Raw genomic sequence first — 14188 nt, 5'->3', positions numbered from 1 at the left:
CAAGCGGTTATTTTGATTATAAAAACCTATGAAAATCAGAACTATTACTACAGGAATTTCGCTGCAATCTCCTCAAGATGCAGAAAAAATTAAACAAGCTGCTGAATTTAACCAACAAGCAAAGGATATCTTTACTCAACAAGGCTATGAAGTGCAAACAACAAGAATAGCCACGAATTCTTGGGAGGAATATCTCCAAGGTTTATCTCAAAAGGAAATTTTGAGTCAAATTCAACGCTTAGAAGAAATCTGTCAAAATCTCAATTTAAGTTTTTTCAATATCGGTTATGCGAATCAACCGGAAAATATCGCTTTAATTCCCGAAATTAACAAACAAACCTCAGTAATTTATTGTTCGAGTAAAATTGGCGATCGCGCAACGGAAATTAACTTAGAAAATGCCTTAGAATCAGCTAGGGTAATTAAGCGTATTTCCCAAGATAGCGAAAATGGTTATGGAAATTTTCGCTTTTGTGCTTGGGCTAACTGCAAACCGGGAATCCCATTTTTCCCCACATCATACCATCAAGGTGATACAGCATTTGCAATTGGCTTAGAGTGTTGTGATTTGGTAACTCAAGCATTTTCTCAAGCTGATGATATCCCAACAGCAGAAGCCAAACTAAAAATATTATTAGAAATGGAGTTAAAGCAAGTTACAAATATTGCCGAGATTATATCTGATAAATTTGCAATTAACTTTCTAGGAATTGATACTTCCCTTGCGCCATCATTAGATAAAAATAACAGTATTGCTTTTGCCTATGAAAAGCTTATGCAAGGTAAATTTGGACAACCAGGGACTCTAGCAATTTCGGGAATGTTAACTCGTGTTTTAAAAAATGTATCAGTAAAAATCTGTGGTTATTCTGGTTTGATGCTTCCTGTTTGTGAAGATGTGGGATTAGCGACAAGAGCTAATGAAAAGACTTATGATATTACCAATTTGTTACTTTATTCAGCTGTTTGTGGTTGTGGATTAGATACAGTTCCTATTCCTGGCGATATTTCTATTGAAAAAATTGCTGCAATCTTAATTGATATGGCTACTCTCGCAATTAAGCTAGATAAACCTCTATCAGCTAGGTTATTTCCTATCCCAGGTAAAAAAGCTGGAGAAATGACGGCTTTTAATTCTCCATATTTAGTAGATTGTCAAATATTTGCAGTAGATTGAAGAGGGTATATAAATTTTCGTGGAGATGCAATTATTTTTGATGAAATGAACCGCCCTTCGGGTTCGCCAGTCCCCCATCGTGACGGAAGCCGCCAAGACGGGGGCTGGTCTCACCAAGAACGCCAAGTGCGCCAAGAAAGAGAAAGAGTAATACCATTTCACTTTAAAAGTGATACACATAGGCAAGCAGAGGGAGCAGAGGAAGCAGAGGAGCAGAGGAAGCGATTTGTATCAGTAATTTGGTGAATTGGTATAAGAGAAAAGTAGTTAAATAAGTTTACATGTAGGGTGTGTTGTCGCGTAGCGCAACGCACCAATATATCTAAAAATCGGCGTTGCTGATTGATGGGATGATTTTTATCTCACGCATACCGCCAAAGGCGGAACCCGCAGGGTAGGCGCAAAGGCGCAAAGAATCGACTTTCAGCTTTGTCTAGAAGTCTAAATTCATCCCGCAAATATGCAACGCATAAAAATCAAAATCAATCTTTCAATGCCCTATGCCCCATGCCCCATGCCCAATTACTATAAATTAAGGGTGCGTTAACCTATGGCATAACACACCCTTAATGAAAATGTTTGGTTTTACTTGTAAATAGTATTAATTAATCAGCAAACTAGGAGAAGTTAATACAAATACATCCCTTGTTCCTAAAGCATCAGTCTCTGGTTTAATGGGAGTAGTAAAGTGGAAAAATTCATGGTCGTTGACTAATAAAAGCTCGCCGGGATGTAAAACTTTACTAAAAATGGGCTTTTCTTTCTTACCAGTATATAAATGTGTTTCTCCGCCTTGAATATTGTTTCTATCTACAGAGAAGATACCGATAAAATCTGTACCATCACTATGGATACCTTCAGGTGCAGGATTACCCATATTATCCGGTGAACAGCTAGTTCTAATTTGATGCACTCCTATCTCTGCTTCGGGATGAATTTTGCAAGAATCAGTAAATGCGAAAATCATCTCTTTAAAGATGTCGAGTTCAATCATCGCATCATCTAATTCGGCAAACTCTCTTTTAATATCTCCTACTAATGGGTTGTATTCTTTGCTTTGAAATAAATAACCATGAGGTAGTTTAATTAACTCATCCCCAGCAACGACAAACCGCGATAATCTGCGAGAACGATAATTACCTTTAATATAAGGATCGACAGGCATATCGTTAAAAAATGGTTTAAAACCTTCTAATCTGATGGAATTTACCTTTCTTAAGGTAAAGAGAAAGGCATATTCTAGTTCCGTTATTCCCCGCACTGTTTGCATAGGATTTACCTACTTGCAGATTGCAATCCTCCTAACTTTTTTGATTTTAGGAGGCTGATAAGATCTATTGTATGCTGAGTTTTATTAAACTGTCGTAAAAATAACTACAAAAAATGCCAACTTATGGTAAAGAGATTTTGTACTATTCAAGCATAGGTAGTGTCTCAAGCAACAGTGCGATCGCACATTGGCTGTTACATTTATCTACATATTATTACTGAGGTATTTTATTGATGTAGCAACTAAATAAATTAAATTAGATAAATCACTATTAGCCATATTATTTCCTGTTAAACATTAAAAAAGCTGGGTAAATGACTACATTAAATTACCCAGCTTTTATAGATTGCCAAATATTTTAGCTAGATTAATTATTCCGCCTATTTCAAGTCATTAAAATTTATAAAAAATATGAATCTGTAGGGCTGCGGCTTCCCTTTTCTCATGAGAATCTATGCTGCTATTATTTAATCCTATTAATTAGAAAGTAAACTAGGGGAAGTTAGTACAAAAACATCCCATGTTCCTTGCTCTGGAATTTCTGGTTTAATGGGAGCAGCATAATGGAAAAATTCATGGTCATTGACTAATAAAAGTTCTCCAGGATTGAGAATTTTACTAAAAATTGGTTTTTCCTTCTTGGCAGTATATAGACGTGTTTCGCCACCGAGAATATTATGTCGATTAACGGAGAAGATACCGATGAAATCTGTACCATCACTATGGATACCTTCAGGCGCAGGATTACCCATATTCTCAGGTGAACAGCTAATTCTAATCTGATGCACTCCTATTTCTGCTTCTGGATGAAGTTTACATGAATCAGTAAATGCGAAAACCAAGCTTTTAAATATATCTAGTTCTATCAGCGCATCATCCAATTCTGCAAACTCTCTTTTAATATCTCCCATTAATGGATTGTAATCTTTGCTTTGATAGAAATAACCGTGAGGTAGTTTCACTAATTTATCGCCGACAACTGTAAATCTGGATAATCTTCGCGAGCGATAATTCCCTTTAATATAAGGGTCTACAGGCAAATTGTTAAAAAATGGTTTAAACCCTTCTAGTTTGATGGAATTTACCTTTCTTAGGGTAAACAGAAAGGCATATTCTAATTCCGTCATTCCCTGGACTGTTTGCATAGGATTTACCTACTTGCAGATTGCAACCCTCCTAACTTTTTTGATTTTAGGAGGCTGATAATAGCTATTGTATGCTGAGTTTTATTAAACTGGCGTAAAAATAAATACAAAAAAAGCCAAACTATGGTAAAGAGAATTTCTTCCTAAAGTTGTACTCAAAAAGTAAAAATAGTCATCCTTTAGAGGTAAACTTATCTCTTTGCTGTTACGCGAGAGATTGTCAAAATTATGGATTGGCTTTATCGCTACCCAACTTTATATCCGGGAATTTTACTAAAGCGCTACAAGCGCTTTTTTGCTGATGTGCAGCTATTAAATGGTGAAATAGTAACAGCACATTGTCCCAATACAGGGCCGATGACTGGAGTATCTACTGTTGGTAGTGCGGTGCAACTTTCTCAAAGTGCTAATCCGAAACGCAAATTAGCTTACACTTTAGAATTAATTCAGGTGGATGATAATTATCCTACTTGGGTAGGGGTGAATACTGCTTTACCAAATCAGATAGTTAAGTTAGCTTTAGCGAGATATTTATTCCCTGAATTGGGTGAATATAGTCACATCAAAGGTGAAGTAGTTTATGGACAAGATAAGAAAAGTCGCGTGGATTTTTTCTTAACAGGAAGTGATGGGGAACGTCCAATTTATTTAGAAGTAAAAAATACAACTTGGTGTCAAGGTAGTTTAGCAATCTTCCCCGATACAGAAACAACTAGGGGACAAAAGCACTTACGAGAACTGATGGCGTTGTTACCTCAAAGTCGTGCGGTAATGCTGTACTTTATTAATCGCGGCGATTGTACGGAGTTTGCCCCTGGTGATACTACAGACCCTATATATGGTAAGTTGTTACGGGATGCGATCGCTCTTGGTTTAGAAGTATTACCCTGTCGTTTTGATATCTCTCCAGAGGGGATACGCTATTTAGGTTTAGCAAAACTCAAAATTTGATTCCAACCTAAACAAAAGATGCACGCAGATAACCAGTAGCGTCTATCAACGTGCATCTATATATCTACAGCATATTTTAGGTAAATGAAGTCCGCAGGTAGGGGCATGGCACTGCCCATTGGTGTCAACTTAAGCTCAGAACCCTTCTCTATCTCGTTTCCAGCCTCCGGCTGGAAATGCGTATTTGTGGGCTGCCGCCTCGTCTTCTAATAAATTGAGGCAGAGCCTCATAAATCTCAGCTCCCACGCAGAGCATGGGAGCTAGATGGAATGGGGGTTTTACTTTAAGTTGACACGTATGGGCAGCGCCATGTCCCTACAATTATCTAAGTTGGTTGGCGATTTATCTGAATTAAATCGGTTAAAATGCTATCCAAGCTACCATTAACTTGAATTTTCTCGATTTTCTCAGCAATTCGCTCTAATACTTCCAACTCCTTCAACCGCAATGCAACGGGGTTATCTTCCATTACCTTAGCCGTGTTTAACATACTGCGAGTCGCAGCAGTCTCTTCCCGACGACGAACTACGTTTGCTTGGGCGGCTTTTTCCGCTTCTACTACTTTGCTCAAAATAGTTTTGATTTCGCCAGGGAGAATAATATCTTTCACCCCAACTGAATCTATTTCGATTCCGTAGTCGGCGATTTTTTGGCGAATGTAGTCAGAAACACTTTTATCAATCGCCCCTTTATCCTCTAGTAATGCATCTAAGCTTCTTTCGCCTACTGCACCACGCAAAGCAAATTGTAATTCCTTGTACAAGTAGCTAATTATATCTGATAAGCCATTTTTTGCTCTGAGAGGATCGAGGATACGGAAGCCAGCAGTTAAGTTTAAGCGTAAAGGTACTTTATCTTTAGAAAGGATATCTTGACCAGATACTTCTAGGGTTGAGTAGCGTAAATCAAAGACTTCCGTTTGTAAAGAACGTCCAAATAACCACCAGGCGTGCTTTCCTGGCTGAAGTTGGGTTTGAAATTCTTGATTAATATAGAGCAAGCCAACATGTTGTGTAGGAACTTCGCAAATATGCAGGCTGTTGCGGCTAAGACTTAAAGCTTCTGGTAAGCCGGAAACTAACTCTGCAACTAAGCGAGATGGTAATTTTGCATCATTGCTGATATCAATTACCTCTACTTCCACACCTTGCCAAAATAGCTTACGACTACATGGGGCGAGGATGGAAATTACTTTCCCTTGATAGCGGACAATTGCTACTTGCTGATTCTGTAATTGTACTGTTTCACAATAAGCAGATACAAAGTCTGGATGTCTCTCAATTAAGACATCTTCCAAGGGAAAGCTGGGATTAGGTAGAATGCGGCTAAAATTACGAACAGAAACAACTCTATCAAAGCACCAGAAAGCATAGTCACCTGGTTCTAGAGGTTGGATAAAGTTGTTTTGCACGTATAGCAAGCCAATTTCATATTCAGAAATTTGGATTTTCTGAATACCAGCTAAGGAAATTCCGCGTAATTTTTGAACAAATTCAGCAGGTATTTCTAAGGTTTCTTCTAAGTTAAATAGATGAGTTTCTACCTCAATAAAACCACGCCAAAAAGCGCGTAATTGGTTGGGTGAAATACTCAGCCAATTTTGTCCTAAACGGACTAAAGCCGCTTGGTTAAAGGCTGTCCGAACAACTGTTAAGTATTGTTGTAACTCGGAACTGTGATTTTGGAGCAACAGTTCTAAGTTCTCAATTTTAGCTTCTGGTTGGTTCAAATCAAAGGTTGTGACTTGCCAATGCCAACCAAAATAAGTATAAGTACCAGGCTGTAAGATTTTTTTGAAATCACTGCGGTGATATAAAATGCCAATTTCGTTAGGTTTAATATAGAAGGTTTTCCAGAAAGAAATTTTCATAGATATTTTAGGTAGTCTGAGCCGTCGTAGAAGGTTTAATAAAAACATTTACAACCTGGGATTTTTACTCTGTGCTGCGGAATTTATAGTTTCAATAGTTGTATTTGCAGTTCAGCATGTAGTACATATACTACATTATATTTCTTGATGATGCAAATGTAAATGCGATCGCAAAACAACCCGAAAATCATCCCAACTTAAATAGGGTTGGCGATACATCAATATATTCTAGAGGGCATGGCATTGCCATGCCCCTACTGACTACTGATACTTAAAGCGCAATAAAATCGAAAAAAAATATACCAACAAAATCTTCAAGAATAGACTTTGTTGGTATATAGATAGCTAAGTAGAGGAATTAACCAACTACGATATAAGGCGAGTTAATCGCCGCTACACGACCGGCATCAACTAAAGCTTGATAAACTAGTGCCGCTACCTCAGCGCGTGTAGCATCGCGGGTAGGATTGAGTGCTTTAGGATTGGGGTAATTAACGATAATTTGCTTGTCTATCGCTTTGGCGACTTCATCCTTGGCGTAGTCGGGAATCTTGGCTTGATCGTCAAATTTGAAAGCAGTTGTAGTATCAGCAGATAATCCCAAGCCATTTACTAGAGAAACTATCACTTGTACGCGCTGGATATTTTGGTTGGGTTGGAAGTTACCATTAGGAAAACCAGCGAGAAATAAACCTTGATAAGCTTGCTGAATGACTTTAGCCGCCCAAAAATCTGCTGGTACATCCTTGAATTTAGTAGCCGCACGATTTGGGGAGGGGTTGAAAGCTTTTACTAGTAAGGCTGCATATTGTGCCCTAGTCATTGTCGCATCAGGTTTAAAAGTGCGATCGGGGAAGCCGCTAACTATACCCTGTTTGACTAATTCTCGAATAAATGGAGCCGCCCAATGATTAGCAATATCTGTTAAGTCTGTGGTAGGGGTGGGTGTGGGTGTGGGTGTGGGTGTAGGCGTTGGTGTTGGAGTTGGAGTAGGGGTGGGTGTTGGTACTGGTACTGGTACTGGCGTCGGGGTGGGAGTAGGTGTGGGTGTGGGTGTGGGTGTAGGTGTAGGTGTAGGCGTTGGTGTGGGTGTAGGGGTAGGTGTGGGTGTGGGTGTGGGTGTAGGCGTTGGTGTGGGAGTAGCAGCAAACTCTATGCTCCCAGAGATTTTAGATGGATCGATTTGATTTCCTACAGATACCAGCTTGTTACTACCAGCATTCTGCAAATCAAACTTACCGTTATTGCGTAAAACATTACCCCCAGGATTACTTATACTGCCTAAATCCGGGAAAGCACTAGCAATAACAGTCAGGCCATCATCGGTATTTTTCTCGCTGATATTGTTACGCAAAATAGGCCGCGCAGTCCCAGAAACAACAATTCCAGAACGGTTTTCAGAAATTTTGTTATCTATAATTGTCGGGGCTGCGGCATCACTAATGGCGATACCATAACCAGTTTTGGAAAAGGTATTACTTTTAACTTCGCCTTTAGAATTTTTTGCGATGGAAACACCATTAGCCGCATTCGTTGAGAAGACATTACCAACGATGACTGGATTTGCATCGCCAGTAGCAAACACGCCTTCGCGCTTGGAATTAATGAAGGTGCTATTGGCAATAGTTGGCGTACTTGATTCTACCCAAACAGCAGAACCGCGAGTAGCTGGATTTGTCACAGTAACGCCCCGTAGCTGTGAATCATTCAGCATGACAAAGGTGACATTTTGTCCAGCAAATGTCCGGCTGAGGTAGTTACCGCTACCTTCAATTACAACAGTGCTTCCTTTGTTAGCTTCGTTACCTACGACTATTACACCTGATGGTACGGTTAAAGGAAATACTTCTCCAGTAGTGGCATTGTAAGTACCATCTGCTAGTTGGACTTTGCTACCTGGAGTAGCAGCCTTGAGAGCACGAGTGATGGTTTTAAAGGGGGCTTGTTGGCTACCAACGTTGCTGTCATTGCCAGACCCTGAATTTACGTAAAAATCTTGTGCCATATTTATACTGCGAAAAAAGACATAGATATACTAACGCTAACCATTAAATTTGGTAGCATTTGCTAAGAATTAAATAGCAACATTGACTTCCAGAGTCTAATGATACATTCCGCAAAAATCAAGAAAAATTTTGGCAGGGTTTTAAATATACCAGTTGGGGAAGTTGGTGCAGTCCTAACTACACTTGGCGAATGATAGGTCTGACCCCCCGGTAGGACAGTTTTTGTCTGACCTATAGGCGGAGATTAATATTAAGATTTTTATCGGGCAGGCACTTCTTAAATTTTGCTAAAATTCTGAGGTTTTCGTGTTGGGAAGTGCGCACCCGACATTTATTGAAAAAGGTATGTATTTGACTTATGCCAATTTAAATAATGTTGGCAACACATCAATATATTCTAGAGGGCATGGCAATGCCATGCCCCTACAATCTGTGGCATTCTTTTTTCAGATTGGTATTATTTTGAAAAATATTTTTTACGTATTTTACTGTATATGTTGTTTGCTGTTAATTTAATTAGACGTAGGTTATTCAAATCGGGAATATTTTGGGGATGTTGAATTTTATGGTCGAAAAATTCATTTAACTCAGTCAAAATTACTTGCAATCGCTTAATAATATTTTCGTACCGATACTCAGCAAAAAAATCTTCAGATAAGGTTGTATTTACAGGGGATTCTAATACTTTTAAAATTCTATGCATATCAAATTCTCGTGAATATGCTGCAATTTTATAGCAATTAAAGCCAGGATCTAAGTAATCAGATAATCCGCCATTGATGCTAGAAAATACCTGACAACCACAAGCAAGGGCTTCCATTGGTTGTAAGCCAAATCCCTCGGTTACACGCTGTTGTGCCCAATATTCAGCCGAGTCATAAAGATAAATCTTGGCGCGATTAAATAATCCTGGTAAATCTTCAATAAAGGAATTAGCAACGAATACTTGACATTTTTTCTCTAATTCAGGAATCAAAGATTTCATTAAATATGCTGATGATTTCCTCGCCTGAACTAAAACATCAATATCTCGCTCTAGATGTAAATTTTGAAATTCGTTACTAATTTGATTAGGTAAGTAATAAATTAAAGAGTTGGGAGATTTTTGTCCCCAATATCCCATTGTATTGCGGCTCACAGTAATAATGGGTATATTCCCAGGTAAACTGAATTTGTAACCTGCACTGTGAGCATGATAAACAACGTTATATTGTTGCAGTTTCGCTGCGAGTTTAGCGATATCAAAACCCCAGCTAATGACAAAAATGACATCGGTTAAATTTTTTTGTTGCAGTACATCGTCCAGAAAAAGTTTACCTGGTTCGCGTTGACGGTAAGTGACAACTTCAGCACTACAAATTTGTTGAGCTAAATTAAGCGTTTTTAACTCTGCCCAAAGCCCACCACAAGCAAATTTATTATCTGTCCCTGGAAGTAAGAAATACAGTTTTCTCATGACTTAACCTCTAAAATGAGCGATCGCACAATGGTAAGTCACTATATTAATGGAAATACTGCTGGGCAGAGCAGAATAGATACTGGGCGGATATTCGCTACCAGCAATTAGCAAAGATACTATACTTGCTAATTAATATTGCCAATTTACTTTGACAAAATGCGCTTCCCGTCCCCACATATCTTTTGTACGAATAATCTGTGCGATTTTGAGATTAAAGGGAATGGCGGTGGTGAGATAGCGCTGTGCCATAAAACCTAAATCTGGTGCAAGTTCTGCTGCTGTTGTTGCGGCTAACCCCAAACCTATCAATTGTTCGATTGGTCGAAATGGTAACAAAAAATGCACGCCTACAGCTAGTCCGGCTGTTAACAACATGGCTACAGATAAATTAGTCCCGCAACGGGGGTGAATTGCTAAATCCGCTTCTCCATGAGTCAGGCGATGTAGCGCCAAAGTAACTGCACGCCGTAAATCGCTGATATTTACTTCACCATAAAGATAAAATCCCTGCTCTGTAGACAACCCGCTTAACAATTCGTTATCAATTTGAAAATTTTTGGCTGCTGTGTGGGAACTAGAGGCGCTGTTAGATTCCCCCAAAAGCCAAACAGTAGCATGTTCTAAGGCGTGAACTTGTCGCAGCAGCAAGATTTCTTTTAATCCAGGAATAAATGATAGCTGTTTGAGTAAATCAGCATCTGGTGTAGATTGGGCAAAATCTCCAGAAGCAACTTTATCTGCTGCGTTGGTAAAGTTTCCTGATAGCGGAACCGTCAAATCAAAGTTAAAAAAGTCAAAGGGCGATGAACCACTTTGAAAAGAAGCAGAAGTATTCATAGAAACACTGCTCCTCAAGCTGATGGAGCAACATAGATTTCTTACAAATGTAGCGCTTGCAGCAAGATATTATTGCTAATTTTTATTGTTCCTTGGGTAAATATCCTATGTACCTAAGGGAAATTTCCTATCGGTAAAGTTGATAAAACCCTTTACCGATAGTGAAAAGACTCCCTTTGACGATTATTTAGTCGTCAATCTCGATGATTTTTGGTTGACTTGGACGCTCAAAAAGTTGGTGGTAGAAGTTCACACTGATGAAATAAGGCGTGAAGAGCAGAAAACTTATTTAAGCGTTAGATTTGCCCAGGCTGTAAACCAAAAGAACTTGAATGCGATCGCGCAATCAATGATGTGCTAATTCAAAGCCATCGATCGCGTTAATCGTTATGGTTAGGCAGAGGACAGCAATTGACATCATTCAAACAGACTTTGCCCCACTGTAAAGCCCAGCGCACAAGAGCTACTCGGTTTTCCGTCTGGGTTTTCGTGAGAATATTGCTGATATGGTTATCAACTGTGCGTTTGCTAATTTCCAGTTTTCCTGCAATCTCTTGGTTAGTTAAGCCAGCGGCCACTAAGTCGATAATTTGCAGTTCTCTGTCTGACAGACTAACAGGGGTCACAGACTCGCCAGCAGCCATGACTTATTCTATCCTCCCTTGGTATATGTACTTAATCACTCTCTCTAATTCTAGAAGATTCTTCTCTAGGCAGGCATTTTCCGCGCTGTTAGCATGATAATTGCCATTATTTTTTGTTTATTTTTGCCTCATAGTCATGAAATTGAAAAAATGCCAGTAATAAATACTACCATTCAATATATAAAGTCAGCCTTTTTACCGATGCAATAAAATGTGGGAGCAAAACATTTACACCCTAAGATTAGTAGCAAAAATTGCTATTTCATTCTATGAAGGACTGGCGACATAAAGCAAAGATTATTGTAGATTTTATACTGGAAAATCTTCCTCCCAAATCGAAACTCTAAAATGAAATGAGCAATCCCCGCGTTTTATGTCTCGGTGAAATTTTGTTTGATTGTTTAGCCGATCAATTGGGGCTAAAGCTAGAAGAGGTTCAGTCTTGGACTCCTTACCCAGGAGGAGCGCCAGCAAACGTGGCTTGTGCTTTAGTGAAGCTGGGGACACCAGCGGGTTTTATCGGAGCTGTTGGTGAAGATGAACCAGGTAATAAATTGGTAGACCTGTTACAAGAACTAGGTGTAGATACAATAGGGGTACAGCGCCATCCAACTGCCCCAACCAGACAAGTTTATGTAACTAGGGATTTGGCAGGCGATCGCACTTTTGCCGGATTTGGCAAGTATGATACCACCGAATTTGCTGATACGCACCTAATAGCAGAAAAATTGCCGAAATCTTTATTTCAAGAAGCAGATTTTTTGGTTTTAGGTACTTTGGAATTAGCTTATCCAGATAGTGAAAAAGCCATTCATCGCGCTCTGGAATTAGCAGAATATTACGATTTAAAGATTTTGCTGGATGTGAATTGGCGTCCTGTATTTTGGCACGATCATCAAATTGCGCGGCAAAAAATTGAAGAAATACTCAAACGAGTCGATTTTGTCAAATTATCTAAGGAAGAAGCTGAATGGCTCTTTGATACTAGCGATCCTGGTGCAATTACATACCGAGTCGATTCTCTGGAAGGAGTGCTAGTGACAGATGGGGAAAACGGTTGCGCCTATTGCTTGGTGGAAAATGAAGGTAAACTCCCCTCATTTTCTATACCTGTGGTGGATACAACAGGCGCAGGAGATAGCTTTTTAGCCGGGTTTATCCATCAACTATTACAGTATGGGATCAAAAACTTAGCTAATGGGGAAACAGCAAAAACTATTGTGACTTATGCGAGCGCTGTAGGTGCCCTAACTACAATTAAACCAGGTGCGATCGCTTCTCAACCCACGGCTGCGGAAGTCGAAGCTTTTCTGGCTTCTCATCAAATTTAGCGGCTCATAGTTCATCGCCTTAATTTTGCTAAATTCCTAGATCCCCGACTTCTTCAAGAAATCGGGGATCTAATCACGCGAGTCGATCGCTATAAAATCTCACTACCAAACATGAAAATTTATCTTAAGAGTCAACCGTCAACCGTCAACCGTCAACCGTCAACCGTCAACCGTCAACGCTATTTTCAAGTTAAACTTCTGTATTTCCTTCCACCTAACCTAACCGGAATTATACAAACACCCTTTGTAGAGTAGTTTGTGCTGATACTTCATCGCGATCGCTAAATTGTTAGGTTACAGAGGCTATATGAGAACACTTGATAGTTTCCCAGTCAATAATCAATGCATTTTGGGATGGACTAGCGCTTATTATCCCGGTTGGCGACAAGATTATTTACGCCCGGAAGAAATTGATTACAGTGCTGTAACTACAATCGTTCATTTTGCTGTTAAACCTGGTGCTAAACAACAAAATGCAATTTTCGCTCCCGCCGATTTGGATTTTGAGACTAATCAAATTACTCCAGAAAACTCAGCAGCTTTGTTGAAAGCAGCCCATGCATCTGGTACAAAAGTTCTGTTTGCGATCGCTTCCCATGAAAAAGCAGCAATAAATGGGGCGACAAATATCAACAATAGATTTAGAGCCGCTACCAACCCAGAAAATCTTGACGCCTTTACAACTAATTTGGTCAAATTTTTAACCAACGATGGTAGAGGCTATGATGGCGAACAATACGATGGCATTGATATTCATTGGGAATATCTCACAGAAGAGGATGAAGCCCAATATACTGCTTTCATTCATCTTTTGACTGAGAAATTAAGCGCCATTACTCCCCAGCCAATATTAACTGCGGCTGTCAAAAATCGCCCAGAGCTATTTGCTAAATTGCAACATCTATTCGCGCAAATCAATATCACAACATATCAATTAGCAGAAAATTCTCTAGGTTGGATTACTTGGCACAATGCACCACTGTATGATGGCGGGCACACACTTCCTATAACTGGTCAACTTTTGCCTTCTGCTGATGGGTTCGTCAAAGCTTTTATCAATGCAGGTGTAGCCGCCAGTAAGTTAGGAATTGGAATTGATTTTGAGGGTAAAAAATGGGGTGGCGTATTTGAGCCATTACAGAAATGGGACAAAACCCAAATACCTACATTAGCTTCAATTCCATATTTTGATATTATTCATCGCTATTACAAAAAGCAGGTTTATCATTGGGATGAAACCGCCCAATCTGCCTATTTAAAAATTGATACATTGGGTTCTGCTACTGATAGTTTTATTTCTTATGAAGATGAGAAATCGGTACAGGTAAAGATTAATTATGTCCAGAAAAATAGTTTAGGCGGTATCATTATTTGGGATTTAGCAGCCGGCTGGCTACCTGAAGCAGAAACTCCCGATCCTTTACTTCAGGCTGTCAAAAATTGCGCCTACCCTGCATATTATTATGCATTTTAGGTTTTTAAGTCAGTAGTCAATAG

The 14188-nt window shown here is 39.3% G+C and carries 14 protein-coding genes; 7 read left to right on the top strand and 7 right to left on the bottom strand.

What is annotated here, in order from left to right:
• Positions 1 to 28 precede the first annotated feature (28 nt).
• Positions 29 to 1177 carry a DUF711 family protein gene (locus tag H6G08_RS05470; RefSeq protein WP_190539437.1) on the top strand — a complete coding sequence of 383 codons (1149 nt, stop codon included), beginning with the start codon at positions 29 to 31 and terminating at the stop codon, positions 1175 to 1177.
• 45 nt (positions 1178 to 1222) lie between these two features.
• Complete coding sequence (locus tag H6G08_RS05465; protein ID WP_190539435.1) at positions 1223 to 1423, top strand: hypothetical protein; 201 nt, start codon at positions 1223 to 1225, stop codon at positions 1421 to 1423.
• Positions 1424 to 1778: 355 nt separating this feature from the next.
• Here the strand turns inward: H6G08_RS05465 and H6G08_RS05460 are convergent, their stop codons facing one another.
• Both H6G08_RS05460 and H6G08_RS05455 read right to left on the bottom strand, forming a co-directional pair.
• Positions 1779 to 2447 carry a 2OG-Fe dioxygenase family protein gene (locus tag H6G08_RS05460; protein ID WP_190539432.1) on the bottom strand — a complete coding sequence of 223 codons (669 nt, stop codon included), beginning with the start codon at positions 2445 to 2447 and terminating at the stop codon, positions 1779 to 1781.
• 476 nt (positions 2448 to 2923) lie between these two features.
• Positions 2924 to 3592: a 2OG-Fe dioxygenase family protein gene (locus tag H6G08_RS05455; RefSeq protein ID WP_190539429.1), complete on the bottom strand. Its 669-nt coding sequence runs from the start codon at positions 3590 to 3592 to the stop codon at positions 2924 to 2926.
• 225 nt (positions 3593 to 3817) lie between these two features.
• Between H6G08_RS05455 and sfsA the strand changes: the two genes are divergently transcribed.
• Positions 3818 to 4543 (top strand): DNA/RNA nuclease SfsA, encoded by a 726-nt coding sequence (gene sfsA / locus H6G08_RS05450; protein WP_190539567.1) that lies wholly within the window; start codon positions 3818 to 3820, stop codon positions 4541 to 4543.
• A gap of 326 nt (positions 4544 to 4869) precedes the next feature.
• On the opposite strand, the gene H6G08_RS05445 is transcribed toward sfsA, so the two are convergent.
• The 4 genes from H6G08_RS05445 to H6G08_RS05430 form a co-directional block, all read right to left on the bottom strand.
• Positions 4870 to 6414, bottom strand: a complete 1545-nt coding sequence (locus H6G08_RS05445; RefSeq protein WP_190539428.1) for a slipin family protein — start codon at positions 6412 to 6414, stop codon at positions 4870 to 4872.
• Between the two features lie 358 nt (positions 6415 to 6772).
• Entirely contained in the window at positions 6773 to 8419 is a 1647-nt protein-coding gene (locus H6G08_RS05440; RefSeq protein WP_190539426.1) for a DUF1565 domain-containing protein, read from the bottom strand.
• 458 nt (positions 8420 to 8877) lie between these two features.
• Positions 8878 to 9876, bottom strand: a complete 999-nt coding sequence (locus H6G08_RS05435; protein WP_190539424.1) for a glycosyltransferase — start codon at positions 9874 to 9876, stop codon at positions 8878 to 8880.
• Between the two features lie 132 nt (positions 9877 to 10008).
• Positions 10009 to 10716 carry a DUF6391 domain-containing protein gene (locus H6G08_RS05430; RefSeq protein WP_190539422.1) on the bottom strand — a complete coding sequence of 236 codons (708 nt, stop codon included), beginning with the start codon at positions 10714 to 10716 and terminating at the stop codon, positions 10009 to 10011.
• 139 nt (positions 10717 to 10855) lie between these two features.
• On the opposite strand from H6G08_RS05430, the gene H6G08_RS05425 reads away from it, so the two are divergent.
• The gene (locus tag H6G08_RS05425; protein WP_190539420.1) at positions 10856 to 11077 is read left to right on the top strand and encodes a hypothetical protein; all 222 of its coding nucleotides are present in this window, start codon (positions 10856 to 10858) and stop codon (positions 11075 to 11077) included.
• A gap of 19 nt (positions 11078 to 11096) precedes the next feature.
• Here H6G08_RS05425 and pedR read toward each other — a convergent pair whose 3' ends face one another.
• Positions 11097 to 11360 (bottom strand): photosynthetic electron transport-dependent transcriptional regulator PedR, encoded by a 264-nt coding sequence (gene pedR / locus H6G08_RS05420; protein ID WP_190539417.1) that lies wholly within the window; start codon positions 11358 to 11360, stop codon positions 11097 to 11099.
• A gap of 353 nt (positions 11361 to 11713) precedes the next feature.
• On the opposite strand from pedR, the gene H6G08_RS05415 reads away from it, so the two are divergent.
• From H6G08_RS05415 to H6G08_RS05405, 3 genes are all read left to right on the top strand, one after another.
• A complete protein-coding gene (locus tag H6G08_RS05415; protein WP_190539415.1) occupies positions 11714 to 12691 on the top strand; it encodes a carbohydrate kinase family protein in 978 nt (325 codons plus the stop codon).
• A gap of 111 nt (positions 12692 to 12802) precedes the next feature.
• The gene (locus H6G08_RS05410; RefSeq protein WP_190539414.1) at positions 12803 to 12946 is read left to right on the top strand and encodes a hypothetical protein; all 144 of its coding nucleotides are present in this window, start codon (positions 12803 to 12805) and stop codon (positions 12944 to 12946) included.
• A 52-nt stretch (positions 12947 to 12998) separates the two neighbouring features.
• Complete coding sequence (locus H6G08_RS05405; RefSeq protein ID WP_190539410.1) at positions 12999 to 14165, top strand: glycosyl hydrolase family 18 protein; 1167 nt, start codon at positions 12999 to 13001, stop codon at positions 14163 to 14165.
• Positions 14166 to 14188 lie beyond the last annotated feature (23 nt).

The organism is Calothrix anomala FACHB-343 (genome assembly GCF_014696435.1).
Classification (GTDB): domain Bacteria; phylum Cyanobacteriota; class Cyanobacteriia; order Cyanobacteriales; family Nostocaceae; genus Aulosira; species Aulosira anomala_A.
The sequence above is the reverse complement of the archived record's forward strand: the minus strand, read 5'-3'. Positions and strand labels throughout refer to the sequence as shown.

Bases quoted from the DNA above. Each gene is read 5' to 3' on its own strand.
- H6G08_RS05470 (WP_190539437.1), top strand. From the start codon at position 29: ATGAAAATCAGAACTATTACTACAGGAATTTCGCTGCAATCTCCTCAA.
- H6G08_RS05465 (WP_190539435.1), top strand. From the start codon at position 1,223: ATGAACCGCCCTTCGGGTTCGCCAGTCCCCCATCGTGACGGAAGCCGC.
- H6G08_RS05460 (WP_190539432.1), bottom strand. From the start codon at position 2,447: ATGCAAACAGTGCGGGGAATAACGGAACTAGAATATGCCTTTCTCTTT.
- H6G08_RS05455 (WP_190539429.1), bottom strand. From the start codon at position 3,592: ATGCAAACAGTCCAGGGAATGACGGAATTAGAATATGCCTTTCTGTTT.
- H6G08_RS05445 (WP_190539428.1), bottom strand. From the start codon at position 6,414: ATGAAAATTTCTTTCTGGAAAACCTTCTATATTAAACCTAACGAAATT.
- H6G08_RS05440 (WP_190539426.1), bottom strand. From the start codon at position 8,419: ATGGCACAAGATTTTTACGTAAATTCAGGGTCTGGCAATGACAGCAAC.
- H6G08_RS05435 (WP_190539424.1), bottom strand. From the start codon at position 9,876: ATGAGAAAACTGTATTTCTTACTTCCAGGGACAGATAATAAATTTGCT.
- H6G08_RS05430 (WP_190539422.1), bottom strand. From the start codon at position 10,716: ATGAATACTTCTGCTTCTTTTCAAAGTGGTTCATCGCCCTTTGACTTT.
- pedR (WP_190539417.1), bottom strand. From the start codon at position 11,360: ATGGCTGCTGGCGAGTCTGTGACCCCTGTTAGTCTGTCAGACAGAGAA.
- H6G08_RS05415 (WP_190539415.1), top strand. From the start codon at position 11,714: ATGAGCAATCCCCGCGTTTTATGTCTCGGTGAAATTTTGTTTGATTGT.
- H6G08_RS05410 (WP_190539414.1), top strand. From the start codon at position 12,803: ATGAAAATTTATCTTAAGAGTCAACCGTCAACCGTCAACCGTCAACCG.
- H6G08_RS05405 (WP_190539410.1), top strand. From the start codon at position 12,999: ATGAGAACACTTGATAGTTTCCCAGTCAATAATCAATGCATTTTGGGA.